Raw genomic sequence first — 24,627 nt, 5'->3', positions numbered from 1 at the left:
CCGCACTTTTCCCCGCGGCAGCGAGCGCACACCTCGCGGTCGATCTCGGCGCACACCGGCACGCGCGCGGACGGACCTCAAACAGCGGCCCCTAACGACACACGCCGCGTGTGGAACTTTCGACAAAGCGAATGAAGCGCTCCACTTCAGGAATGCCGGCAAACTCCGCACGCACGCGGGCTGCGGCTTCGGCCACCGTGAGCCCGGAGCGAAACACGATCCGGTAAGCGCGTTTGAGTTGCTGGATCAGCTCCTTGCTAAAGCCACGGCGCGTGAGCCCAACAATATTCAGCCCATGCAAGGTGGCGCGGTTACCGGTGGCGTTGCAAAACGGCGGCACATCCTGCGAAACCATCGAACCCGCTCCGACGATTGCCGACTCGCCCACGCGCACGAACTGGTGAACGCCACTGAGTGCGCCGAGCACCGCATAATCCTCCACCACCACATGCCCAGCCAATTGCGTTCCGTTGGCAACGATCACCCGGCTCCCGATCTGGCAGTCGTGCGCGATGTGCGTGTAGTTCATCAGCAGGTTGTCGTCGCCGATGCGGGTCACCATGCCGCCAACTGCGGTGCCCAAATGCACGGTGGCAAACTCGCGGATGGTATTGCGGTTGCCGATTTCCACGCGGCTCTCTTCGCCGCGGTATTTGAGATCCTGCGGAATGTGCCCAATCGAAGCGAACGAAAAGATGCGATTGTCTTCCCCGATCACGGTGTTGCCGGTCACGACCGCGTGCGCCCCAATCTGCGTTCGGGCACCGATGCGCACGCGGGCGCCAATCACCGCAAACGGGCCGACCTCCACGCCGGCATCCAGCTCTGCACCCGGTTCCACAACTGCAAGCGGGTGAATTTTGACCTCGCTCACAAACGCACCTGTTCAGTTTCGGTGAGCAGCAGCTCGGCCTCGGCCACCACGTGCCCGTCGACCTTGGCCACTGCCTGAAACTTCCACAACGGCGGCCGGCGGCGCACAAGCTTGACATCCAGGATCAGTTGATCACCTGGCAACACCGGCCGGCGGAAGCGTGCGCTATCGATCCCACTCAAGACGACGACCTTCTTGCTCTGCTCCCCTCGCAGCACCCGATGGGCAATCAGCGCGGCTGCTTGCGCGAGGGCCTCACAAATCAGCACCCCCGGCATCACCGGCTGGTCGGGAAAGTGGCCCGGAAAGTAGGGCTCGTTAAACGAAACGTTTTTGCAAGCGAGAATCTGCTGACCCTCGACGAGGTCGAGCACGCGATCCACGAAGCAAAAGGGATATCGGTGCGGCAGGAGCTCGGCGATCTCGTATGTCTTCAGCGGCGTGCCCATCGTGTGGCCCGTCCTCGGAAGTTATCTCTTCTTGCGGTTGTACTCGTCGAGGATCTGGTCGGTCAGGTCCGCACCCTTCGCACCGAAGAGCACAGCACTGGAGCCAGCTTCGAAGATCATCGTGTAGCCCTCGCGCTCGCCGAACTCTTGAATAACCTCTTGCAGCTCTTTGAGGATCGCGCCGGTGAGTTCAGCATCCTTACGTTGGAGATCGGCCTGCGAGTCTTTGTAGTCCCGCTCGAAGTCTCGGAGTTTCTTGCGGTACTCCTCCTCCAAGTTGGCGCGCTCCTCCTCCTTCATCACCGCGCCCTTTTTCTCCAACTGTTCCTTCAGGTTGTCGAGTTGGTCTTTCTTTTTCTTAAGCTGCGCTTGCAGCTTCTCGACCTCGGTTTTGAATTCCTCTTTAGCTTTTTTGCCGCGGTTCGACTCGTTCAAAGCCCGTTGCAAATCCACGAAGCCAATCTTCACGTCGGCTGCTCGGAGTGGCGGCGCAAGCAACAAGAGGAGCAGGATCAGCCAATAAATCCGAGTTGGTCTCATACGGTTCTCCTTCAGCAAACATCCGAAGCTCGGGTCTATCGAGAAAACCGGACGCAGGTGCAAGCAGGGTCATGGCGGGCCGCCGAACGAAAACATCACGGTTTGCCGATCGTCACCCACGCGCGGATTGAGCGGGAAGCCAACTTCGATCCTCAACGGACCGATGGGCGAGAGCCAGCGAATGCCCGCACCGCTCGCCAAGCGCATCTCGCCAAGGTCGATCCCCCGCGAAGCGAGGAACGCGTTCCCTGCATCGAAGAACACCACACCTTTGAGTCCGATCGCTTCCACGATGGGAAAGATGAGGTCGTTGTTGAAGATCAACTGCTGGCTTCCGCCAATCGATGTCCGCCCCAGGTTGTTGCCGAAGGGATCCATCAAGGGCACGCGTTGACCCAGCGACAGGATGCGAAAGCCACGCACAGAATTGATGCCGCCGGGGAAGTAACGTTCGAACAGCGGTAACTCGACACGCTCTCCAAAACCCCGGCCATAGCCGAGCTGGGCCCCGAGCGAGTACACGAAGGTGCCCCAGTTTTCGCTGCGATAGAAGGGGTAATAAAAACGCGTGCGTGCCTCGAAGCGGAAAAATTTACTTTGGCCTCCCAAGCCCGCGAATTCGAACGAGATGTCCTGCAGAGAGCCGGCCGTCGGGTCAAACGGGTGGTTGCGGGTGTCGCGGTACAAGCGGGGGGTGAGGCTGCTAGTCAAGCTACTGCCTTGTTCTGCGGCAATTTGCGAGGGCGCGAGCGCGGAGACATCGGTAATCTCAGCGTTTTCCAAGCGGTACTCGAGCCCGAGCCGGGTGTCTTCCAGCGAATATCCCCAGAGTTGATCCCACCCGAGCGCCGGGAGCGGATAAAGGAGCCGAACGGCTGTGCCGGTTCCGCCGCGCGTGAATTGATCGAAAATCAACTGCCAGTTAAACGCCGTGAACCCCAGGGTGAGCTCGGTGTCCAGGAAGTACGGCTCCGAGATGTCCAAACTGATGTTGCGGCGGATCGAACCGAAATCGGCGTTGAGTATCAACCGCTGCCCTCGCCCCAAAAAATTCAGCTCCGAGAGGCGCACGTTGAACAGGTACGTCTCACCACTGGAGATACCCGCCCCGGCGGAGAATGCGCCCGTCGACCCCTCCTTCACATCGACAAGTAGGTCGAGGCGATCCTCGCGCGCGGCCTTGCGCGTGGTGATGTTGATGTCCTCGAAAAAACCCAAGCGACGCAACCGCTCTTGGCTGCGTTTCAACTTCGTGCCCGAGAACTTTTCTTGTTCACCCAAGCGCAGTTCGCGCCGGATCACTTTGTCCCGCGTCTTGGTGTTGCCGCTGATGATGATCCGATCGATGAAGACCTCCGGACCCTTGCTGACCTTGTAGGTCACGTCGACCGTCCGGCTGTTTGGGTCGACGTCGGTATCCGGGGTGACGTTAACGAAGGCGTAACCAGCATCGCCGTAAAAGTCGGTGAGCATCGAGATGTCTTCGCGCAGCCGGCTGGTGCGAAAGCGCTCGCCGGGTTTAAGTTTCAAGCGCTCCCGGGCCGGCGACATGTCGGACAAGAGGTCACCGGCAATCTCGACTTTGCCGACGTTGTACGGCCGGCCTTCATCGATGCGAATGGTCACGTGCAGCCCATCTTTGCGCCGCTCGACCTTTGGCTCATCGATTTTCACATCGATGTACCCGTGGTCGTAGTAAAAGGCGGTGAGGCGCTCCAAGTCAGTTTTCAGAACTTCGCTATCCAAATTGCCCGCTCCCGTAACGAACGAGAGAAACCACTTCTCTTGAGTCTGCATTTGTTTGAGAAGCTGCCGCTTCGAAAACGCCCGAGCACCCTCGAAATGAATCTCCGCGATGCGGACGATTTTTCCCTCGTCCACGTGAAAGCGGAGGCGCACCTGGTTATCGGGCAGCGGCTCGGTTTTGTATTCCACGCGGGCGTCGAGATATCCCTTCTTGGCGTAAAGCTTTTTCACTTCCTCGATGCCGCGCTGGATCTTGTTGACGTCGAGAATCGTGTTGGGGCGAATTTTGAGCGCTGCGTCGATATCTTCCTTGGAGATTTTCTTCTGCCCCTCGATCACGACTTCTTTGATGTAAGGCCGCTCGCGGACCCGGTAGGTGAGCACGTGCTGGCCGTTTTCCACCGACCAGTCGGCTTCGACGCGGTCGAAAAACCCCGTGCGCCACAGGGCTCGGATGTCTTCGTCGACCATCGCCTCGTCGAAGTTCACCCCGGGGCGCGCACCGAGTTGCACACGAATCGCTTGTTCCTCCACGCGTTGGTTCCCGCGAATCTCCACGCGGTCGATGCGCTGGGCCTGCGCGGGCGGTGCGGTTGCGAGGCTCAGCAGGAGCGCAAGCCCCAACACCACCCATCGCCAGTGCATGTTTTCCCCTCGCTCTCCGCCTCGCGCCGCACCGCTAGCAAACCCCACTCGGCGAGTAAACCACGCCGCCATCCCAGCTAGCTCGCCTGCGCTTTTTGATTTCGCCTTCTCCTTTAAAGCCGCCGGTTCCGCGCTAGAGCTGAGCCTCATCCCTTGTCCCCGCGGTCGCGCCACCAGCAAGGGTTTGATCGTCGGCACCAAGGGCCGACTCGCCACCAGTTGCGGCGCAGTGTTGCCTGAACCGCCCCTTGCCAGGTGAAGAGAAAAGGGACAGTGGTTGGCCACAACGTGTTTCCGGAGTGCGGTCCTGATGAATGATCGGCCCTTCTACCTGTGCTTTCGCGACCATCCGGCAAATCCTATCATCGAACCGCCGCGGGGCACGTGGCTGATTGGCGATCCGACGATTGTGCCGCCCGATGATAGCCCCGACAGCCGGTGGCACCTCTTCTGCAACACGCTGACCGCCATTCACCATTATGTCAGCGACGACGGAATTCACTGGCAGAAGCAGGGAGGGCCATTGTTCCGCGGGATCCGCGGCTGTGTGCGGCGCTGGGAAGGTCGGTTCTTTTTGTTTTACGAGACCTTCCTGCGCTGGAGGCGCCGCGGTATTGCCGTGCGTTCCTCGCTCGATCTGCGCGACTGGAGCGCGCCGCGCCTCCTGCTCGAGCCCGAGCACGCTTGGGAGGGCACGGTGTTGCCTGCAACGAGTAATCCCTGCGCTGTACGTGGGGAATTTGGCTTTCGGCTGTACTACAGTGCGGCCAATGTCGTCCTATGGGACACTTGGGTCGTGGAGCCGCGCTACATCAGCGTTGCCGAAGCCGATCATGTACAAGGCCCCTACCGGAAGTTGGGGAGGCCGATTTTGGCCCCTGCGGCGCATGACCGCTACGCCAACCTCGGCGCCGGAGCGATCAAAGTGTACGCGAGCGGGAAGAGCTTTCTCGGCTTTCAAAATGGCATTTACCGCGACGATGCGGGCCGCAGCCGCTCGGCAATCCGCGTGCTCCAATCGGCAGACGGTATTGCCTGGGAAGCGGCTTCGCCCGGACCAATTCTCGCACCGACCGACCACGGCTGGAAACGTGCGTTCGTTTACCAGCTCGAGGTGGTCCGCTACCGCGACGAGTACCGCCTCTATTACAACGCGCGCGACGGCTGGCGACGCGCGACCGAGCGGATTGGCGTTGCGGTCGCACCAATCGACGACCGAACCAGCGACTGATGCCGGTTGCTTCTGCACGGTACGGGCGCGTGCGGAGCGTTGCTCTTCGTTTGCTCTGCCACCCCTGAGCCACGCCCCTGCGCATTTCCGGGCTACTCTCCCCGATCTGCAGCTTGTCCTATTCCCGACCCCGCACGAACGCCAGGCGCTGGTACCGCTCCCCAGGGCAACCGCGGGTGCCGCCACGGGTTTGTTCGACGAGCCGCGATCGAACAAGCGCCGCCGTCGGGCCGTGGGTTCAAACCGGATGCAATTTCCCGTGATGCAGGCGCAAAACGCGATGCGCCAAGCCAGCCAGCGCTTCGTTGTGGGTGACGAACACGAGCGTCGTGCCGCGCTCCCGGTTCAAATCGAGCATTAAGGCGTGCACTTCAGCCGCGGTTTCTGGGTCTAAATTGCCTGTCGGTTCATCCGCCAGGACCGCCTTCGGTTCGAGCATCAGCGCCCGGGCAATGGCGACGCGCTGCAGCTCTCCACCCGACAGTTGCCCCGGCCGGTGATCGAGCCGCTCACCCAAGCCCACCCGATCTAACAGCTCTCGGGCGCGAGCGAACGCCTGCGAGCGCCGCATCCCCGCAATCAACGCCGGCATCATCACATTCTCCGCCGCATCGAAATCGGGCAGCAAGTGGTGGAACTGGAACACGAAGCCAATCTCCCGATTGCGGAACTCTGCTTGTTGCTTTTCGTCCAGCGCAAACACATCCCGGCCCTCGAACCACACGCGCCCAGCCGATGGCTTGTACAGCGTGCCCAAGCTCTGAAGCCGCGTGCTCTTGCCCACGCCCGACTGACCAACGATGGCGAGCACCTCGCCTGGAGCAACTTCCAGCTCGAGCTGGTCCAGCACGGTGATGCGGTGCCCATCGCCGTACACCTTGCACAGTCCCTCTGCTCGAATGAGGACTTCACTCACTGCGCAGGACCTCGACGGGCACCACGCGGGCCGCGCGCCGCGCTGGGTAAATCGTGGCGAGAAAACAAATCGCGAGCGAGGCGGCGGCAACCACGGAGAAGTGCGACCAATGCATGCGCACCGGCAAGCGATCGACGTAAAAGACGTTTTCCGGCAGCGGCACAATCGGATAGTGCTGCAATGCTCCTCCCAACAGCAACGCAATCAAGCTACCGGCAAGCGTGCCTGCGATGCCGATTACCAACCCCTTGTAATGGAAAATGCCAGCAACATCCGCCGCGGTTGCGCCGAGCGATTTGAGCACGGCAATGTCCCTACGCTTCTCCAACACCGTGAGTACGAGCATGGCCACGATGTTGAACGCCGCCACGAGGACGATGAGCAAGAGAACGAGGAAGTACACCGTCTTTTCCATTTGCATGGCAGCAAAAAGCGTGCGGTTGTTGTCCATCCAGTCCCGCACCTCGTAGCCTGCACCGAGCCGTTGGCGAAGCCGATCGCGAACCGAGCGCGCGTGGTCGAGCGACGTTGCCCGCACTTCGATGGCCGAAACGCCCTGACCGAGGTCAAAAAAGCGCTGCGCGTCGCGCAGGTTCATGTACACGAGCGCTGCATCGTACTCCGCCATGCCGGACTCGAACCAGCCAGCGACAGCGAACCGACGCACCCGTGGCACCAAGCCCACCGCCGACGGTGTTGCCAGCGGTGAAACTACACTCACGGGATCCCCAACGACCACGCCCAGTTGCCGAGTGAGTTCGTGTCCGAGAAAGATCGCCGGCAGCATCACTTGTCGCCGCGGCTCGACATCGCTGAGCACTGGCCGCGGCTGAAAAAGGTCACCGAACTCGCCTCCTTTGATCTGCTCCGCCAGCGGCCACACGTTTCTTGCCTGCTCGTCGATCCCCCGCACTTGGGCGCCAGTGACCCCGGCCGGGGTTGTCAGCATGACCTGACCCGTCACCACTGGCGCCGCACCACTCACCCCCGGGGTGGAGCGTACCACAGCGAGCACTGCGTCAGGATCGGCCACCGGCCCCTCTTTGGCCTGCACGACCACGTGGGCTTGAAAGCCCAAGATACGATCCCGCAAGTCCTCTTCGAAGCCCGTCATGATGCCCAATACGAGGTTCAAAGTCGTCACGCCCAAGAACACTCCGCCCAAGGCGATCCAAGTAATTAGCGAAATAAACCGCTCGCGCCGGCGCGCGCGCAGGTAGCGAAGCCCAATCAGCAGTGGAAATGGCAAACGCTCCCGCAAGAAGCTGCCCATGTGCGTCATTCGAAACGGATCACCTCGACCGGCGAAAGCCGCGACGCCTGCCGGGCGGGATACAACGTTGCGAGCCAACACAACAACAAGGCGACCACGGCGACCACCAAGAAGTACTCCGGGTAGATTCGCACCGCCAAGCGGTCGATCGCGTACACGTCCGCCGGCAACTCGATGAACCGATAGCGCTGAATCAGTAGGCACAAGAGGTATCCGGCCACGCTGCCCGCGATCACGCCCACCGCGCCAATAATCATCCCCTTGCTCACGAAGATCCGCCGCACTCCGGCACGGGTGGCCCCCATCGACAGCAGGATCGCCAAATCCTTGCGCTTCTCCATCACGACCATGATCAGCGTAGAGACGATGTTGAACGCGGCCACCAAGACAATCAGGAGCAAGACGATGGAGTACACAATTTTCCCCAGCGTGAGGGCGGAAAACAGGTTGCGGTTCAGGTCGATCCAGTTGCGCACCCGGTACGGAAACCCGAGGGAATCGGTGAGCTCGCGGCTCACGCGGGGCGCGGCGTACACGTCCGCCAAGCGCACCTCGAGGCCTGTGATGCGTCCGTCAAAATGAAACAACCGCTGCGTGTCCGCGAGGTTCGCATAAGCGAGCACTCCATCGTACTCGCCAAGGCCGGAATCGAAAATCCCAACCACGCGCACGGCCTGCATGCGCGGCACCAGCCCGACGGCTGTGCTCTCTGCTGCGGGGGACACCAGTTCGGCCACATCACCGACGCGCAAGCGCAGCTTCTCGGCCACTCCTTTGCCGACGACAATCGCCGGGGGGGCTGTGGGTGATTCCCCCTGCTGGCCATACAACGGCGCGAGCGACCCCTCGCGGAGGAAGCGACTGAGCGGCATGACCTCTTCGGATGCTGCGGTCACGCCGCGCAACAGCACGCCAGTGACGGATGCCCCCGAAGTTAACATCGCCTGCGCTAAGACAAACGGAGCCACCGCCCGCACTTCAGGATTGCGTTTGACCTTTTCCGCCAAAAGCTCCGGCTCGCTTACGGTACCGGTAAAGCTCACGACCACCAAATGGGGGTGGAAATCCAAAATGCGCTGGCGCAGTTCTTCCTCGAAACCGGTATACACGGCCAAGACTACGTTGAGGGTAAGAACGCCAACGAAGAGGCCCAAGGCGGACACAATCGTCGTCCACGAGCCTAAGAATCCCTCGCGCCGCGGATGCAAGTAGCGCCAAGCAATCAACAGCTCGTACCGCATGGACTCTCGCTCCTGGTCTCGCCGACGATCGATGCGCGCCGCTTACTCCGGCCGCAACTGCGGGAACAAGATGACGTCGCGGATCGATGGCGAGTTGGTGAACAGCATGACCAGGCGATCGATGCCAATGCCCTCGCCGGCCGCAGGCGGCATGCCGTGTTCCAGCGCGCGGAGGAAGTCTTCGTCCATGGCGTGCGCCTCTTCGTCGCCGGCGGCACGCGCACGCAACTGCTCCTCGAAACGCGCGCGCTGGTCCAACGGGTCGTTCAGCTCGGAGAAAGCGTTGCAGATCTCCCGTTGCGCGCAGTACAGCTCGAAGCGATCGACGAACGTCGGGTGTTGTTTGTTTCGCCGGGCAAGCGGCGAAACTGAGGCGGGATAGTGGTACACAAACGTCGGCTGCACGAGGTCCGGCAACGCCGCCGCCTCGAATAGGTCAACGAGCATGTGCCCCGCAGCAGCCGGGCCATAGTGGCCGGCGTAGTCCTTTTCGAGTTGCACTCCGAGTCGGACCGCGGCTTGCCGAATCGTTGCTTCGTCGAGGGCGAACAATGCCTCTACATCCACACCGGCACGCTCGGCCAAGTACGCCGGAATGGAAAAGCGGCGGAACGGAGGGGTGAAGTCCAACATCCAGTCGCCGTAGGGTAACACGCGCGTGCCTTTGAGCTCGTCTGCAAGGGTGACAAACAGCTCCTCGGTGAGCACCATGAGGTCCTCGTACGTTGCGTACGCCCAATAGAATTCCAACATGGTGAACTCCGGGTTGTGGCGGACCGAAATGCCCTCGTTGCGAAAGTTGCGGTTGATTTCGTACACGCGCTCGAAGCCACCCACGAGGAGCCGCTTCAAGTAGAGCTCCGGAGCAATCCGAAGGTACAAGTCCACGTCCAAGGCATTGTGGTGGGTGATGAACGGTCGCGCTGCCGCCCCGCCCGGGATGGGGTGCATCATCGGGGTTTCTACCTCGATAAACTCGCGCGCGTTGAAGAATGCCCGCACGCGCTCGATCAACCGCGAGCGTAACAAAAACACCTGGCGCGACTGTGGGTTGGCAATCAAGTCCAAGTACCGCTGCCGATAGCGTGCCTCGACATCGGTCAACCCATGCCACTTCTCCGGCAGCGGACGCAGTGCCTTCGCCAGCAAACGAATTTGCTGCGCCTCGATCGTAAGCTCGCCCGTGCGTGTGCGGAACGGGCGACCCACCACGCCGAAAAAATCCCCCAGGTCGGTTAGCTTGAAGAGCTCAAATGCCTCATCGCCGACCAAATCGCGGCGCACGTACACCTGAATCGTGCCGCTGCGGTCGAGCAAGTGGAAAAAGGAAGCTTTGCCAAAGTCGCGCCGCCTCAGCATGCGGCCCGCAACGCTCACGACATCCCTGCATTGCTCCAGCGACTGCGCGTCGTAAGTGCCGTACCACTCGAGCACCCGTGCCGCACTGTGGGTGGGACGAAAGTCATTGGGATACGGATCCACTCCGCGGGCACGGAGCAGTTCCAGCTTTTGGCGACGAACGCGCTCCTGATCGGACAGCTCTTCGGACACGGCGATCTACCCTTGAAAGTTAAGCGGGTTAACGAGCACATCCAAACGAGTCAAGGAAAGGCACCTTTCCAAAGTGTCCGAACCTTAGAAGGCGCGGGATCGCGCCCGTGCGCCCTGTGCAGCTTCTCCGACACTGCAGTCGGCACGGTGCGGAGCGCTCACTTCCGTCGTCGCGGCAGACAGCCAAGCCCGGCGCAAAGCCAGGCGCTGATCGCTCCCGTACGCGGCGGAAGGCAACAAACCGGCGCACACGGGAGGCGCAGCGCGGGCTAGTGCCACGCAACGGGCAACGACTCGAATCCGACGATGAAGTTCGACGGCCGGCGAGGTGGGGGCTCCGAGCACAACAGCTCGAGTTGGGGCTTGCGTTTTGCCAGTTCGTCGAACAACACCCGCAGCTCCAAGCGGGCGAGGTTCGCCCCTAGGCAAAAGTGTGTTCCGTAGCCACCGAAGGCGACGTGGTCGTTGGGTTGGCGGGTAACATCGAAGCGAAACGGTTCCGGGAACACGCTCTCATCCCGGTTTGCCGATGGGTAGAGCAGCAAAAGTTTCTCGCCAGCATGGATGGTTTGCCCGCGCAGTTCGACGTCGCGCGTGGCCGTGCGCGCCATGTTTTGAATCGGGCTCACCCAGCGCAGCATCTCCTCCACCGCCACGGGGATGCGTGCTGGCTCCTGTTGCAGCAGTGTCCACTGATCCGGGTTGCGTAAGAGTTCGTACATGCCGCCGCTGATAACGTGGCGGGTGGTTTCATCCCCGCCGATCAGGATCAACAGCGATTCGTGCAGCAGTTCATCTTCGCTCAAGCGATCGCCATCGATCTCAGCGTGCACGAGTACACTGATCAGGTCCTCGCGCGGGCGCCGGCGGCGATCTTCGGCGACCCGCTTGTGGTACTCAGCGTACTCCTCAAAGGCACGCTGCGCAGCTTCAATATATTCCAGGGGGGCGGTCATGGTGGATCCGAGAATCAACTCGTCCGACCAACGCAGCAGCATTTCATGATCTTCTTCGGCCACGCCGAGCATGTCGCCAATCACCAACATGGGCAGCGGCCGGGCGACCTCGCGGACAAAGTCGAACCGGCCCTTTTCTTGTGCGCGATCGAGGAGCTGGCAGCACCAACGGCGGATCTTCTCCTCTTGTGCCCGCACGCGACCCGCAGTGAAGCCCTTATTTACGAGGCTGCGACGGCGCTTGTGCTCCGGATCGTCGAGGTTGATCATCGACGGCATCGGTGGAGAGTCCGGCCGCATTCCATACCGATTGCTGAACGTCTCCCCATCGCGAGAAATCCGCATCACGTCTTCGTAAAGGGTGATGCCCCACACTTTCCCTTGTTCGTCCCAATACACCGGCGCATGGCGACGCATCCAGGTAAAAAACGCATGCGGATCCTGCGCGTAAAAATCCCCATGCACCAATCGAATCCGCTCATCGACCGGGTGATGCGCCTCTGCCATCACGACCTCCTTTCTCGCCCGCTCGGCCGGGTGCGAAGCTTTCCGTTCACTCTGCCCACTTGCAGCCTCCGCCCGCCTCTCGATGGGTACAACCCCAGGGCAACGCCCCACGGACTCGCGTAAGCCGCGTTCGAGGCATTCCTACGCTGCTCCTAACACTTGTTCGCATCTATATACCCTCGAGTTTCAAGCTTGCCAACGCAGTGGCCACGGAGTGGGGGACCATGCGTGCGATCCGCACCGCCGGCAGCGCAGAGTCTTCCGTAGGAGACACGCCGCGATGTGCGTCAAAGTGTTTGCCCGAATTCAACCCATACCGCGCCACTCTCGGGAGGCCGCGCGAGTGGGGCAGCGAGCTGCCGGTCAGCGCACTCTTAACCAACCGGAGCCTGCGGGCCGTTTGTCGCCACCGTGAGCTTGCTGGCCCTTTCTTGCCTCCGGGCGTTGCCCCCGATCACTAACAACGGTTGCAAGTCCTAGGGTTTCGCCAGTGGGTCGGGGTAACGCACGGCGCTCAGACACAGCCCGTGTGCCGGTGCCGTCGGTCCCGCCAGTGTGCGCTTGCGGGCAGCGAGGAGTTCGTCCACCTCTTCCGGTGCACGCTTCCCGAGGCCGACCTCGACCAAGGTGCCCACCAAATTCCGCACCATGTGCCGCAAAAAGCCATTGGCCTCGATGCTGTAGACGAGGATCTCGCCTTCCCGCAGCAAGCTGCTGCGGAGCACGCAGCGCACGGGATGACGCGCTTCGCAGCCGGCGGCACGAAAAGCAGAAAAATCATGCTCTCCGCACACCTTTGCGGCTGCCGCTTGCATGGCCTCGACATCGAGCGCGGGCACGACGTGCCACGCATAGCGGCGCCAAAATGGGCTCAGCACGCGGTGGTTCCAGATGCGGTACGTGTACAACCGGCTGATCGCCCACCTGCGCGGGTGGAAGTCTTCCGGCACCACGTCGGCCGCAAGCACGGAGATATCCTCCGGTGTGAGCGCGTTGAGAGCACGAACCAACACCCCGGGTTCCCAAGCACGATCGAGAGCAAAGCTGATCACTTGCCCCGCCGCGTGCACCCCTGCATCCGTACGCCCGGCTGCCAGCACGCGCACTGCCTGTCCAGTCAACGTCGCCAAGGCACGCTCGAACTCGCCTTGCACGGTGCGCGCTCGCGGTTGCACTTGCCATCCCGCGTAAGCGGTACCTTCGTACTGAACCACGAGCCGGTAGCGCATGCGCGCCTACAGGTAGTCGCGCACGAGAAGCTCGGCAATTTGCACGGCGTTGGTGGCCGAACCCTTGCGCGTGTTATCCAGCGCGAGCCAGAAACTTGCTGCCGGCACCTGCGGGTCCACCCCGAGACATGTCACATGCGTGGCATCGCTTCCGACCACCGTGGCCGGGCTCGGCAAAGGGAGCCGCGGCTCCCCGGGCCTCCCTACACCGCCTCTGGCCAGCAGCAAGCCCGGCGCGGAACGGAGCATCTCTTCCACCGCCGTCAGCGTCACGGGAGAGCGCAGCGTAACGTCGACACTCAGGCCCAGCCCAAAAAACACGGGCACGCGCACGCGCACGATTTCGACGGCTAACCGTGGATCCCGCAAAATTTGCCGCAGTTGACTTGCGATCTCCTGCGGTTGCGGAAGCTGTCGGGCACCCTCGCCTCCCGGCAAAGCCGGAAACACGTTGAAAGCCACACGTTGCGAAAACACTTCGGGCTCCTCAGGCTCGATGCCATTGAGCAGGGCGTGCACCTCGTGTTCGAGAACGTCTACGCCCCGCCGCCCGAGGGAGGACACCGGTTCGAGCACCGTGGCGACAACGCGCTGAAGAGCTGCGAGCTCCCGCACAGGTGAGAGCAGCACGGCCAAGGCAAGGGCGACGGGGTGAGCACTTCCGGCAACGCGGTGCTCGAGGCTATGGGCCAACCTCTCTGCATTGACCTCCGGGACCACGAGTTCCACCTTCGCCCCGCGACAACCCGCGGTCACATCGATCACAAAGGCGCCAGCAGCACGCGCGCGCTCGCTCCAATCCTCGGCAACTGGCGCCGGGCAGGCGAGGAACACAAGATCAGCGCCCTTGAGGTCGGTATCTGCGCGCAACGGTTCGACGGCGGACTCGCACCCCTCGAGCTCGCTACCCTCGGAGGCGGAAGTTGCGTAGAGTCGGAGCTCTGCCAGCGGGAAGCCGCGCTCGAGCAATACACCCACAAGCTCGCGGCCCACCGTGCCTGTGGCCCCGATCACCGCAACGTTGTAGCTCGCCTTTTTCATCCCTCTGCTCGGGAGTCCTCCAAAGCCCGCAAGACAGCGCTGCCCATTTCCTCGCAGCCCACCAGCCGGCAACCGGGCTGCGCAATATCGGCCGTGCGCCAACCGTCGGCGAGCACCCGGGCAACAGCGTTCTCCACCGCCTGCGCCGCAGCCTCCTGCCCACACGAGTGGCGGAGCAACAGCGCCGCAGAAAGGATGGCGGCAAGCGGATTTGCTTTGTCCTGCCCCGCAATGTCGGGCGCACTGCCGTGGATGGGCTCGTACAGCCCTTGGGGTAAGCCAAGCGCGTTTTTGTTCTCCCCCAGGGAGGCCGAGGGCAACAAGCCCATCGACCCGGCGAGCACCGAGGCTTCGTCCGTCAGGATGTCGCCGAAGAGATTTTCCGTTGCGATCACATCGAAGTCCCGCGGCCGGCGCAGCAGGTGCATCGCCATCGCATCGACGAGCACGTCCTCATACGCGACGTCGGGGAATTCCTGGCGCACCTCGTGTGCAATCTCGCGCCACAAGCGTGATGACGAGAGCACGTTTGCCTTGTCCACCGAGGCCAGGCGCCGCCGCCGTTGGCGTGCCAGCGTAAATGCCGTGCGCATCAAGCGGGCGATCTCGTGCTCGTTGTAAATCATGGTATCCAGCGCCTCGCGACCTGCGGCACCCACCCGCCGCTCACTCGGCTGGCCGAAGTAAATTCCACCGGTGAGCTCGCGCACGACAACCAAATCCACGCCGCGGAGCACATCTGCCTTAAGGGGGGAAGCCTCGAGTACTTCCGGAAACGGCTTTACGGGCCGAAGATTGGCGTACAATCCCAGAGCCTTGCGCAAGCCTAGCAGCGCCTGCTCGGGGCGCACCGGTGCTTGCGGGTCATCCCACTTCGGGCCACCCACCGCACCTAGCAGCACGGCATCGCTGCGCCGTGCCGCTTGCAACGCAGCTTCGGGAAGGGGGTTTCCCCAGCGATCGATCGCGGCCCCGCCGACAATGGCGGTTTCAAACTCCAGCCGAAAACCAAACCGCTCCGCACATCGCTCCAACACCCGTTGCGCCTGGGTGGTCACTTCCGGACCAATCCCATCGCCGGGCAACACCAACACCCGCACCGAACGCCTCCCATGTTCTAGCCGCTTACGGCTCTTCGCCGGAGATTTGGCGATAGCGCGTGCGGCGACTGTGAATTTTGTTGAGCGCGTTCACATAGGCGAGGGCGCTAGCGTGTACAATATCAGTATGTGCCCCTTGGCCGGTGGCGGTGACGCCATCGAGACTAATCAAGCACGACACTTCGCCCATGGCGTCGGTTCCCCCCGTGATGGCTTTCACTGCGTAGCGCTCCAAGCGCGGGTGCACGCCCACCGAATCGGAAATAGCTTTGAAGCAGGCGTCAACCATGCCATCGCCCTCAGCCGCCGCTTCCCTCACGGTGCCATCCACCCGCATGCGAACCTGCGCAGTGGGCGTTTTGCCGGTGCCCGCGCTGACCTGCAGTTCGAGCAGCTCCAAAAAGTCCGGTCCGCGCACGGCCTCTTCCGTGACGATGGCAAGAATGTCTTCGTCGTACACGAACTTCTTGCGGTCGGCCAATTCCTTGAACTTGGCGAAGGCCTTGTTCATGTCGACGTTGTACAAGTCGACCCCCAGTTGCTTGAGCCGCTCGGCAAACGCATGGCGCCCAGAGTGCTTGCCCAACACGAGCTTGTTGCTCGGCAGGCCGATCGATTCGGGCCGCATGATTTCGTAAGTCAGCTTGTCTTTGAGGACACCGTCTTGATGGATCCCCGCCTCGTGGGCAAACGCGTTGTCGCCGACGATGGGCTTGTTGGCCGGCACCACCAAACCAGTCACTTGAGAAAGCAAGCGGCTGGCAGGGTAGATTTGCTCGGTAACGATGTTGGTCCTGAGCTGGAAGAAATCGTTCCGCGTGTGGATGGCCATCACCACTTCTTCGAGCGACGTGTTACCTGCTCGCTCGCCGATACCGTTCACGGTGCACTCCACTTGCCGGGCCCCGTTCTTCACCGCTGCCAGCGAGTTTGCCACCGCCATGCCCAAATCATTGTGGCAGTGCGCGCTCCAGATGACCCGCTCGCTTCCCGGGGTATTGGCAATGAGGTACCGGAACAACGCGCCGAATTCCTCGGGAACGGCGTACCCCGTGGTGTCGGGCACGTTGACCACGCAAGCGCCACAACGAATGACCTCGCCAAATACCTGGACGAGGTAGTCACGGTCGGACCGCGAGGCGTCCTCAGCGGAGAACTCCACGTAGTCCAAGTACTTCCGGCAGTACTCCACCGCCCAACAGGCAGCATCGATGACTTCTTGCCGGCTCATCATGAGCTTGCGCTCCAAGTGCAGATCCGAGGTCGCGATGAACACGTGGATACCGGGGTGACGGGCCTTTTCCACCGCACGAATCGCTTGCACGATGTCGTGCTCGCGGGTGCGAGCCAAGCTGAGCACCACCGGCTTGGTCACCGTGGCGGCTACCTTGGCGACCGCCTCGAAGTCACCGGGGGACGACGCAGCAAAGCCGGCTTCGATCACGTCCACCCCGAGCCTTTCCAACTGCCGCGCCACCAGCACCTTCTCCTCCACATTCATGCTGGCACCGGGCGACTGCTCCCCGTCGCGCAAAGTGGTGTCGAAAATCCTCACGACGTTTGGATCGTGTTGCTGCATCTTAGCCACTCCCTTCTAGTCATTTTTCGCTGTTTCCCACGCCACGCTCGCCAGCCCCGCGGGAGGGAGTTGCCCGCGGCGCAAATAAAAAACGCCACGGGCAGCAGCTCCCGCCCGTGGCGTCCTGCGAGTTCGTGGCAACCCATCACGTCCCCGCAGGCGCACCGGGCGGGCAACGAAGCAGCAGCTCCGCAAGTAACCCTAGACCCAAGGCGTTGCGGGAAACGTTTTGCACCTTCATGGAACCAATTCCAACCTCAAGAACGCCTTTCAGGACTAAACGGGCCGAGGCCGCTTGTCAAGCGAAACTCCTCGTGACCGACAACGCCTCACCACTCGGCCTCAAGTGTTTCCGGCGGACCCTAACAATCGCGCAGAACGTGCACGGGCTCGAAACGTCTTCGATGTGCTCTCGTAGCGTTCGTCATACTGTCAGTGGCGCGCCCTCAAGCGCGTGGGCCTTCCGAGCGCGGTTATGTCCCGCCCGATACGCATTTTGTCCCGTCTTGCTTGTCAGGGAGGAGGCCCAACATGCAGCGCAAGTGGGTCGTACATTGTCCCGACCGACCACGTTGGTCGCCGTGCTACCTAACAGTGGCGGCCTTGTTGATCCAGCTCGCCCGGGGCGCCAACGCGGCTCCGGTAATCCAGGTGGGCACCGTAGAAGCGCAACCAGGCTGGGTCGTGGAGCTACCTGTCACTTTCTTGGCGAACGGGTCAGCCGTTGCAGCCGTGAGCCACAACATTTTCTTCGATTCCCGCTACACGCCCAACGCGCAAAGCTCAGCCGGAGAGCCTGAGTGCTGGGTAAACCCCGCCATCGGCAAGGAGGGCAGGTTCGCCTTCTGGCCCGGCGGCTGCTGGCAATGGCCGGAGACCTGCGACATGGTCGCCGCGGTGATCTTGAGTTTCGAAAATACGCAACCGATTCCCGACGGGCCTCTATTCACCTGCCGCGTGAAAGTCTCGCCGCACGCGCCCGCAGGTTTGCATGCTGTGGCTAGCGATTACGCGGATGCGGCGAACCTGACGGCTTCGAACTCGTGCCCGAGCATTTCGGGGGCGGAGTCCGCGTCGTGAACCCTGCCGGCGGGGGCGGTGGGGGCTGCGCTATTGTCCCCGGCGGCTGGGCCCGCTGGCCGCTATGCGCCCTACTCCCGTGGCTGGCGTGGCGGGCCGGTTTGACAACACGGCGAAAATGGCCGCTCGGCGGCGCAGCGGCTTTCGTTGCGCTGGCGGTCAGCCCCTCCTCAATGCATCCTCAAGTTCCTGCAGGCACTGGCAGCAGGGCTCAAGTCCTCGCCATCGCTGGTTCGGTACGCCGCGCGGATTCCTCGGAAAGCGGCCTGTTTCGGGGAGAGGTGGCCGTTTTCGTTAAAGGCGGAGTGAGCGGCTCGATTCAAATCGAGCTGAAGGATCGCATGGAAACCGTGAATCTCTCCGTACCACTACGGAGAGGCGCTCTTCGCGAGGGGCGCTTGCGGGCACCGCAAGGTACGCTGAAGGAAGTGTTTGCCGGAAAGGTGGTTGCGAATGGCAGCGCCCTGCAGGCTCGACCGTCAGGCTCGCTCCGTTGGCGCGACGGGTCCCGTTACATTTGGCAGCTCGAGCAGCTTCGGGTACTCGCTAAGCAGGCTCCAGGAGAAGTGCTTGATGCTTTGCAAAGAGGGGAACAGCCCACTGTGTTCCTGCACTTGGACACCACTCTCGTGGATGGCAAGCTTCGCTTACGCTTCCGCGACAAAACGAGCCCGGCCTGGATACGCTCCTAAGAGGTCGAGGCGTCGGCGCTGAAACGCCGGCTGCTGGGGGAGCAGCGTGCTACGCTCACGAGCCAGCTTGCGGCACTCGGGATCGGGGTGGTTTCCACACCGTCGGGGCCACCGAATCGCAACGGAATTCCGGTGGTGCTCCGATCCTTCCAGGATCTGGGGGCAGTTCTCGATCTCCCGGACGTCCGCGCGGTGGGGCTTCAGCGAACTTTTCGTATCGAGCCGTTGCTCAGCGAAAGCCTCCCTCTCATCCGTCAGCCCGAGGTTTCGGGGCGCTTGGCCGGGGGGCGGTCGATAGCCGTTCTTGAGACCGGCCTCATCTTCGACCTTTTCGGTAGTCAGTTTCTTTTCGGAGAGGGGTGCCGTGACGGTTCGGGCCGGTCGGGCTGCAGGGTTCTCTGGACGAAGGACTTCCTTTGTCCCCACCCAGACAACATTTCCGTAGACCTCCCCCCTTCCATGATACCTACGTCGCAGGAATTGCCAGCAGTGTGGCACCGGCAGCCGGAATTATTGGACTCAGGGTTTTGGAGGGGGCTTTTCCTCCCGCAGAGTGTCAACCCTCGGACGAACCCCTCACGCGCGTCCTCAATGCCCTAGACTGGATTTTGGACCACGGTGCCGCGCTTGGCGTGGCGGCCGTCAACATGAGCTTCATGCTTGTCCCGACAGACGGGTCGCCTGCGCTTCACTCTGAACCCTGTGCGGGCTTTGCTGATTTGAGCAGGCGCATCGTCGACCTCTGGCGGCTCGGTATTCTGCCGGTAGCGGCGAGCGGGAGCTCCGGTCTCGCGGGAGTCACAATCCCGGCCTGCATCCCAGGGGTTGTGAGCGTGGGAGCGGTATACGATGCTGTGCTGACCGGGCAAGAGAACAGCGCCTGTCCTGGTGACCCGAGTGCCCCGGACCGCGTGTGGTGTCGGTCGAGCACATTCCCGTTCCTCACAGTTCTCGCGCCGGGAGCACGAATCCTGTGGGATGCATTCGTGAACGCCGGTGTCGGCGCGCCCGGAGGGGGCAGCGGCACCTCGGCTGCGGCGCCGCATGTGAGTGGGGCAATTGCCGCACTGCGCGGGCAAGGTGGAGTTGAGGATGACCGGCCAGAGTGCACGCTGGCGCGCATCGTGCGGACGGGCGTGAGAGTGGTGGATCACCGCACCGGTCAAAGTGTTCCCCGCCTGGATCTCGCCGCGGCGGCCGGCACGAGGCCCAACTTCATCGGTGACTGCAACCACGACCGGATCGTGACCAGCGCGGAGCTTACACGAAGCGCGCGTATTCTCCTGGGAATCCTCGCGCTTAGCCACTGGCCGCCTTTGGATGCCGACGGCGATGGCATACCAACCATTGACGAGCTCATTTCCGCAGTCAACTTTCGGCTCTATCGTTGTCCCCTGCCTCCGGTTGTGGCAATTTGATGGTGGTCGATTCTGCTGTCGCCACTCGGAGCCGATGATGGAGCTGCTACGGTGAGGGCCCTCGAGCGGAGAGCGCAAGAGCCTGGCGCGACAGGTAGGAGCGACGCCGCGAAACCCAAAGCGCCTGAGGTTCCTGTGTTTGCTCGCATTCGTTTGCCTGGCCGTGGCCGGCTGGGCATCCGCTACGGTCTTGCCGCTGCCGTCAGATCGGCGAACATCAGCTGATGGAGAGCTGTCGGCTGTCGACGTGCCTGTCTCAAGTGCGCAAGGCAGCTCCGTCGACGAGGCACAGGATCAGCGAGGAACAGCACCTGCCCGCTTGCACGCCTCGGCTACCGCCTGCTGCCTTTTGGTGGCCGGCATCCTCAACGGCACGTTGACTGCAGTCGACCCCGCCCATCCGGATCGTGCCTTTTGGCGTCTAGCGCTCTTCCGGCAAGTGTCTCGTGAATTGATGTGGGCAGCGTCCCACACGGTCACGGAGCTGAACTACGATGAGCAACTTCAGCGTGTGTACGTTTCCGCGGTCGTCTCTCGGACGCCGTTCGACGTCGGAGATCACATTGAGTCGGGAGAAGCTGCCGGATTTTTAGCCGCTTACGAGTGGCCCTCTCTCCGAAGACTGTGGCGTATTTGGGCTGAGGATCGGGTGGGGCGCGGAGTCGTGCGCGACCCCGTCGATGGGCTAATTTACAGTTTTGGTCCAAAGGCCGTGGCCGCCATCGATCCCGCTACAGGTCAGGTGCTTCGCGAGCTCACGAGGCCGGACACCGTTGCGGCCGTCTTTGTGGACCCAGACCAACCAGAGGCGATTTACGTGGTCGCACAAAGCGAACTCGAATCCGTGCGCTTGCTGGTGCTGCGGAGGGCGACCTTCGAAGTGACGCTCGCGAACGAGTTCGCTCTACCGTCAGCCACTCGGCTCATCCTTGCGAGATTCGATTCACGACAGAAGCTCTTGCATTTCTTCACCTCGAATTCGCGTTGGCGAGTTGTCGATCTATCCGGATCACTGCGTGTGGAGACACAATTCCCGCTCACCCCGTGGCAATGGCTCGTCGCGCCGGCCTAAGAGCAAGCCCTCCTGCTCACCTGTTGTCCTCCCATCGGGTCAGGAAAACGCTCCCAACTGCTGGCGCTGGAGCCTGACGGTACCTTGGGCGTTGTTTGGAAAAGCGAACCCGAGAGCTTCGCGTTGGGAGCGGCCCCTTCGACAGACGGAGGAACAGTGCTGGTGGCCAGGTCGAGCCCCTGGTTCTCAGGTCGAAAACCGACCACGGAAATTGTCCGCGTCGATGCCGCAAGTCGGGATTCCGACATTGTCGCGAGCTTCGGCTCGTGGCGTGACGCAGGCCCATTGGTCGAGATCGTGGGCCCTTGCCCCGAGGCCAGCGTGCCGGTGGGCGACTGCGACGCAGACTCCGAAGTGACCGTGGAGGAGATAGCTCGTTCCGTGAGCATTGCTTTGGCGGGCGAGAGCGTCGATTTGTGCCCCGCGATCGATCAAGATGGCAGCGACAGCGCCACCATCGAAGAACTGATTGCGGCGGTACGGTGTGCCCTGGTTGGTTGTGGTTGACCACAGACTGTTTAGGGACGAGCTGTGCCGAAACGACAAGGCGTGCACGAGTCTCCTTGCACTCCAGTGCGCGGCAAGAGTAGCAGGACAAATAGTGGGCTGCGGCCAGTGCACAAAAGTTCGTCTCCCGTCGGTCTTCCGCATGCGAAAATCTTCTCCGATGGCGGCATCGAAGCAGTGCCCCCGCAGCGACCTCCTCGCCTGTCGGCCCCGAGGCAGTTGCGAAGCTGAGGCGCATCACCCGGCTGCTCCATCTCGTATTGGAAAGGCTGGAAACGCTCATGACCGGCGGGCGGCGACGGAGGGACGTTTTCGTGCAGGCCTCGGCTGGTCAGCCCGCTCGCACGCTAGCGGGGCCGTTTTCAAATGGGTGAGGGAAAAGGAACATTGGCTGATCACGTTTGGAGCCGAGGTAATCCATGCCAGGGACTCTATCGGATTACGTTAACTAGGCCATTTGTTAAGTCGGCCCTGGCAACCGATTTATGTTGGGGAATTGTTTGCCGCGGAACATCGCGGCACAGAGCCTCGCGCGGCGTTACAACCGTCCGAGCTCGCCGAGAGGGAGCAATGCCAGACGGTGGACCCGCCACTCGACAGCCGTGCCCTTGCCGAGTTTCGCCGGCGGCTGCACGACATTGGCACGGAACTCGACAGTGCCGAACGGCACAACGACCTTGGACTGCTTCGAGCGCTAACCGAGGAACGCGAGTGGCTGTTGCACGAGCTCGGGCGTGCCCAACGGGCCCGCGTGACGTCCCCCGAGGCGGAACGGGCTCGACAGGCCGTAAGCAAAAGCATCCGGCGGGCCATCGAAAGGCTGAGCAATCATTGTCAGGCGCTCGCGCTTCACCTCCGGGCCACTGTGCACTGCGGCGTTCAGTGCTGTTACCGGCCTCCGCCGGAAAGCCAAATCCGCTGGCATGTCGTTCTTCCGCAGTAAAATCCCCCGAACCACCGCGCCTCAAGATGTGCGAGCCCGCCAAGGCTTGACCGTGGCGCGTAGCGCAGCTCTCATCGAGGTCTCGTCGGCCACCACCCGTGCTTCCCCTCGCTGGCTTGAAACGATGCAGCCAGTTAGAGAGCGAGGCCATGGCCCATATTCGCATACAACAAGAGCTTTATTCGGGGCGGCACGGGCACGACTATCCACCGCTCAATCCGGACAAGGCGCGCGCCATTGCTGCTCGTTTCAACGAGGACAATCGCTTCTTCCCTGCCCTTCTCGGCATCCGCGTTGTGGAGTTGCGGGCAGGATACGCTCGTCTCGAACTCGAAAATCGCCAGCAACTCATGCAGCCCGCCGGGGTCATGCACGGGGGCGCCAGCTTTGGCCTTGCCGACACGGCAGTCGCAGCCGCCTTGGCCACCGTTTATGAGCCGGGAACCGTGTTTCTGACGATCGAGATGAAGATCAACTACCTCGAGCCGATCCCCCTAGGGGTCGCAATCGCTGAAGCGTTCGTGCTGCGGGCAAGCAAGCGCAGTGCATACGCAGAAGTGGACATCTGGGCGAACGGGCAGCTCGCAGCGCGAGCCACCACCACGTACATGATCCGCCCGCAAGTGGCACAGCCGTAACTGGGGGATGGGGCTTCCGGAGGCAGTCTGTGGGAGTCGGACGGCGTGCACGCGTGTCGGGGCAAGCGGCCTACCAGTCGCCCTCCCTCGCGCTCCGGAGTTCAGCGGTGGACTTCGCTCGCGCCCTATGGCTAAACGGCGCGGGTGAACCCATCGGCGAAAGGAACAATCATGCCGGCACGGATGAGCTGGAGTTTACTCGGTTCAGCGCTTTACTTGCTCGTTCTCCTCGAAGGCTGCGGAGGTGGGGGCAACGGTGGCCCGGCGGTTACGCCCGCAACACCGACGCGGACACCCACGCGTACCTTGCGCCCCGGTGAGCCCACATTCACCCCCACGCGCACCGTGCCGCCGCCTTCACCTACACCAACGCTCACGCCGGTGGAGGTGTTGCCTGGCACGCGCAGTATCGTCGACACGGTTCGCATCGCTCCGCCGGGGGCGCTCGTGGCTGTGCCTGCCGGGGTGTACGAACCCTTCCAGTTGGGCGCGGGGGATGTCAACGGCTCGGTTCGCATCGTTGCCGACGTGACCGGGCAACTCACTGGCTCCGGCGCTGGCGAGGTGGTGATCAATGCCGCTGGAGGCGCCACAGCGATCAGCCTAGACGGCGTTCAAGGAATCACGTTGGACGGGTTTACGGTCCGCAATGCCGCGCGTGCCGGCATCGAGGTGCGCAACAGCAGCGATTTGACCCTGGTCAATTTGATTGTTCGCAACAACACGCGCGACGGCATCCGCATTATTGGCTCCACCCAAGTGAGGGTTTGGAACAACCTGCTGCTGAGCAACGGCGGGGCAGGCTTGGCCTTGCTCAACTGTTCCACCGTCGCCGTGCTCAACAACACGTTTTACGGCAACCTCGGCAGTGGCTTGCAACTCGGTGCGCCGGATTTACCCGCTTCCGATGTGTTTACCCGCAACAACATTTTCATTGCCAACACCCCCTTCGGCATCGTCGCCGATGCCGCGAGCGTGGGCTTCGATGGGAATTACAACCTGAACCGCGATGGTGTCTTCAACGTCAGTCCAGGGCCCAACGACCTGAACGTCGATCCCTTCTGGATCAACCCTGGGGCACAAGATGGATTCCGCATCCCCGCAACGAACGACGAATGTTTGGGCGGCAGCGCGATTATGGATGCTGGCGATCCAAACACCGATGCCGAGCTGGTCGGTATCCTGGCGCAACGCACTACACAGGTGGACAACAAACCGGATTGCACGGGGCTCGGCTGCTGCCCGCCGGGCTGCGCGCCAGGCACCGAGCTCGAATGCGTGCGGGTAGGGGCAGTGGACCTGGGATACCACTACCCGATTCGATAACTGTCCCGGTTCGAACGCTGATCCCGCGCACCCCAGCAATCAGCTCGCCCGCGCCGCTACCCACGCCAAAGCC

At 62.2% G+C, this 24,627-nt stretch carries 22 protein-coding genes; 9 read left to right on the top strand and 13 right to left on the bottom strand.

Going from position 1 to position 24,627, the window contains the following annotated elements; translation table 11 throughout:
- Positions 1 to 91: 91 nt before the first annotated feature.
- The 4 genes from lpxA to bamA form a co-directional block, all read right to left on the bottom strand.
- Positions 92 to 874 (bottom strand): acyl-ACP--UDP-N-acetylglucosamine O-acyltransferase, encoded by a 783-nt coding sequence (gene lpxA / locus N3C12_07010; GenBank protein ID MCX8072182.1) that lies wholly within the window; start codon positions 872 to 874, stop codon positions 92 to 94.
- Positions 871 to 1,311 carry a 3-hydroxyacyl-ACP dehydratase FabZ gene (fabZ, locus tag N3C12_07005; GenBank protein MCX8072181.1) on the bottom strand — a complete coding sequence of 147 codons (441 nt, stop codon included), beginning with the start codon at positions 1,309 to 1,311 and terminating at the stop codon, positions 871 to 873. Before fabZ ends, lpxA begins: the two co-directional genes overlap by 4 nt.
- Before the next feature lie 33 nt (positions 1,312 to 1,344).
- The gene (locus N3C12_07000; GenBank protein ID MCX8072180.1) at positions 1,345 to 1,863 is read right to left on the bottom strand and encodes an OmpH family outer membrane protein; all 519 of its coding nucleotides are present in this window, start codon (positions 1,861 to 1,863) and stop codon (positions 1,345 to 1,347) included.
- A 69-nt stretch (positions 1,864 to 1,932) separates the two neighbouring features.
- Positions 1,933 to 4,254: an outer membrane protein assembly factor BamA gene (gene bamA / locus N3C12_06995; GenBank protein ID MCX8072179.1), complete on the bottom strand. Its 2,322-nt coding sequence runs from the start codon at positions 4,252 to 4,254 to the stop codon at positions 1,933 to 1,935.
- Between the two features lie 310 nt (positions 4,255 to 4,564).
- On the opposite strand from bamA, the gene N3C12_06990 reads away from it, so the two are divergent.
- Positions 4,565 to 5,485 (top strand): glycosyl hydrolase family 43, encoded by a 921-nt coding sequence (locus N3C12_06990; protein ID MCX8072178.1) that lies wholly within the window; start codon positions 4,565 to 4,567, stop codon positions 5,483 to 5,485.
- 238 nt (positions 5,486 to 5,723) lie between these two features.
- Here the strand turns inward: N3C12_06990 and N3C12_06985 are convergent, their stop codons facing one another.
- From N3C12_06985 to N3C12_06945, 9 genes are all read right to left on the bottom strand, one after another.
- Complete coding sequence (locus N3C12_06985) at positions 5,724 to 6,401, bottom strand: ABC transporter ATP-binding protein (GenBank protein MCX8072177.1); 678 nt, start codon at positions 6,399 to 6,401, stop codon at positions 5,724 to 5,726.
- Complete coding sequence (locus N3C12_06980; GenBank protein MCX8072176.1) at positions 6,394 to 7,683, bottom strand: lipoprotein-releasing ABC transporter permease subunit; 1,290 nt, start codon at positions 7,681 to 7,683, stop codon at positions 6,394 to 6,396. Before N3C12_06980 ends, N3C12_06985 begins: the two co-directional genes overlap by 8 nt.
- Complete coding sequence (locus N3C12_06975; GenBank protein MCX8072175.1) at positions 7,680 to 8,915, bottom strand: ABC transporter permease; 1,236 nt, start codon at positions 8,913 to 8,915, stop codon at positions 7,680 to 7,682. The genes N3C12_06980 and N3C12_06975 overlap by 4 nt, the downstream gene beginning before the upstream one ends.
- Positions 8,916 to 8,957: 42 nt before the next feature.
- Positions 8,958 to 10,466, bottom strand: a complete 1,509-nt coding sequence (gene lysS / locus N3C12_06970) for a lysine--tRNA ligase (GenBank protein MCX8072174.1) — start codon at positions 10,464 to 10,466, stop codon at positions 8,958 to 8,960.
- A 269-nt stretch (positions 10,467 to 10,735) separates the two neighbouring features.
- Positions 10,736 to 11,929, bottom strand: coding sequence for a cytochrome P450 (locus tag N3C12_06965; protein ID MCX8072173.1), 1,194 nt, complete (start codon positions 11,927 to 11,929; stop codon positions 10,736 to 10,738).
- Positions 11,930 to 12,405: 476 nt separating this feature from the next.
- Positions 12,406 to 13,158, bottom strand: coding sequence for a tRNA pseudouridine(38-40) synthase TruA (gene truA, locus N3C12_06960; GenBank protein ID MCX8072172.1), 753 nt, complete (start codon positions 13,156 to 13,158; stop codon positions 12,406 to 12,408).
- A gap of 6 nt (positions 13,159 to 13,164) precedes the next feature.
- Entirely contained in the window at positions 13,165 to 14,199 is a 1,035-nt protein-coding gene (locus tag N3C12_06955) for an Asd/ArgC dimerization domain-containing protein (protein MCX8072171.1), read from the bottom strand.
- Positions 14,196 to 15,299, bottom strand: coding sequence for a 3-isopropylmalate dehydrogenase (gene leuB / locus N3C12_06950; protein MCX8072170.1), 1,104 nt, complete (start codon positions 15,297 to 15,299; stop codon positions 14,196 to 14,198). Before leuB ends, N3C12_06955 begins: the two co-directional genes overlap by 4 nt.
- Before the next feature lie 25 nt (positions 15,300 to 15,324).
- Entirely contained in the window at positions 15,325 to 16,878 is a 1,554-nt protein-coding gene (locus N3C12_06945) for a 2-isopropylmalate synthase (GenBank protein MCX8072169.1), read from the bottom strand.
- Between the two features lie 531 nt (positions 16,879 to 17,409).
- Here N3C12_06945 and N3C12_06940 point away from each other — a divergent pair.
- The 8 genes from N3C12_06940 (at position 17,410) to N3C12_06905 (ending at position 24,554) form a co-directional block, all read left to right on the top strand.
- Positions 17,410 to 17,958 (top strand): hypothetical protein, encoded by a 549-nt coding sequence (locus N3C12_06940; protein ID MCX8072168.1) that lies wholly within the window; start codon positions 17,410 to 17,412, stop codon positions 17,956 to 17,958.
- Between the two features lie 281 nt (positions 17,959 to 18,239).
- Positions 18,240 to 18,650: a hypothetical protein gene (locus N3C12_06935; protein ID MCX8072167.1), complete on the top strand. Its 411-nt coding sequence runs from the start codon at positions 18,240 to 18,242 to the stop codon at positions 18,648 to 18,650.
- Positions 18,651 to 19,141: 491 nt separating this feature from the next.
- A complete protein-coding gene (locus N3C12_06930) occupies positions 19,142 to 20,068 on the top strand; it encodes a S8 family serine peptidase (protein MCX8072166.1) in 927 nt (308 codons plus the stop codon).
- A 247-nt stretch (positions 20,069 to 20,315) separates the two neighbouring features.
- On the top strand, positions 20,316 to 21,140 hold the full coding sequence (locus tag N3C12_06925) for a hypothetical protein (protein ID MCX8072165.1): 825 nt from the start codon (positions 20,316 to 20,318) through the stop codon (positions 21,138 to 21,140).
- A gap of 162 nt (positions 21,141 to 21,302) precedes the next feature.
- Entirely contained in the window at positions 21,303 to 21,647 is a 345-nt protein-coding gene (locus N3C12_06920; protein ID MCX8072164.1) for a hypothetical protein, read from the top strand.
- A gap of 457 nt (positions 21,648 to 22,104) precedes the next feature.
- Positions 22,105 to 22,590 carry a hypothetical protein gene (locus N3C12_06915; protein ID MCX8072163.1) on the top strand — a complete coding sequence of 162 codons (486 nt, stop codon included), beginning with the start codon at positions 22,105 to 22,107 and terminating at the stop codon, positions 22,588 to 22,590.
- A gap of 149 nt (positions 22,591 to 22,739) precedes the next feature.
- On the top strand, positions 22,740 to 23,228 hold the full coding sequence (locus N3C12_06910; GenBank protein MCX8072162.1) for a PaaI family thioesterase: 489 nt from the start codon (positions 22,740 to 22,742) through the stop codon (positions 23,226 to 23,228).
- Positions 23,229 to 23,399: 171 nt separating this feature from the next.
- Positions 23,400 to 24,554 (top strand): right-handed parallel beta-helix repeat-containing protein, encoded by a 1,155-nt coding sequence (locus tag N3C12_06905; GenBank protein ID MCX8072161.1) that lies wholly within the window; start codon positions 23,400 to 23,402, stop codon positions 24,552 to 24,554.
- Positions 24,555 to 24,627 lie beyond the last annotated feature (73 nt).

This window comes from Candidatus Binatia bacterium (assembly GCA_026415395.1).
Lineage (GTDB): Bacteria > Desulfobacterota > Binatia > HRBIN30 > HRBIN30 > HRBIN30.
The sequence above is the reverse complement of the archived record's forward strand: the minus strand, read 5'-3'. Positions and strand labels throughout refer to the sequence as shown.

Bases quoted from the DNA above. Each gene is read 5' to 3' on its own strand.
- N3C12_06905 (MCX8072161.1), top strand. From the start codon at position 23,400: ATGCCGGCACGGATGAGCTGGAGTTTACTCGGTTCAGCGCTTTACTTG.
- N3C12_06980 (MCX8072176.1), bottom strand. From the start codon at position 7,683: ATGACGCACATGGGCAGCTTCTTGCGGGAGCGTTTGCCATTTCCACTG.
- N3C12_06965 (MCX8072173.1), bottom strand. From the start codon at position 11,929: ATGGCAGAGGCGCATCACCCGGTCGATGAGCGGATTCGATTGGTGCAT.
- truA (MCX8072172.1), bottom strand. From the start codon at position 13,158: ATGCGCTACCGGCTCGTGGTTCAGTACGAAGGTACCGCTTACGCGGGA.
- N3C12_06990 (MCX8072178.1), top strand. From the start codon at position 4,565: ATGAATGATCGGCCCTTCTACCTGTGCTTTCGCGACCATCCGGCAAAT.
- bamA (MCX8072179.1), bottom strand. From the start codon at position 4,254: ATGCACTGGCGATGGGTGGTGTTGGGGCTTGCGCTCCTGCTGAGCCTC.
- N3C12_06910 (MCX8072162.1), top strand. From the start codon at position 22,740: ATGGCCCATATTCGCATACAACAAGAGCTTTATTCGGGGCGGCACGGG.
- N3C12_06945 (MCX8072169.1), bottom strand. From the start codon at position 16,878: ATGCAGCAACACGATCCAAACGTCGTGAGGATTTTCGACACCACTTTG.
- N3C12_06975 (MCX8072175.1), bottom strand. From the start codon at position 8,915: ATGCGGTACGAGCTGTTGATTGCTTGGCGCTACTTGCATCCGCGGCGC.
- N3C12_07000 (MCX8072180.1), bottom strand. From the start codon at position 1,863: ATGAGACCAACTCGGATTTATTGGCTGATCCTGCTCCTCTTGTTGCTT.
- N3C12_06955 (MCX8072171.1), bottom strand. From the start codon at position 14,199: ATGAAAAAGGCGAGCTACAACGTTGCGGTGATCGGGGCCACAGGCACG.
- N3C12_06940 (MCX8072168.1), top strand. From the start codon at position 17,410: ATGCAGCGCAAGTGGGTCGTACATTGTCCCGACCGACCACGTTGGTCG.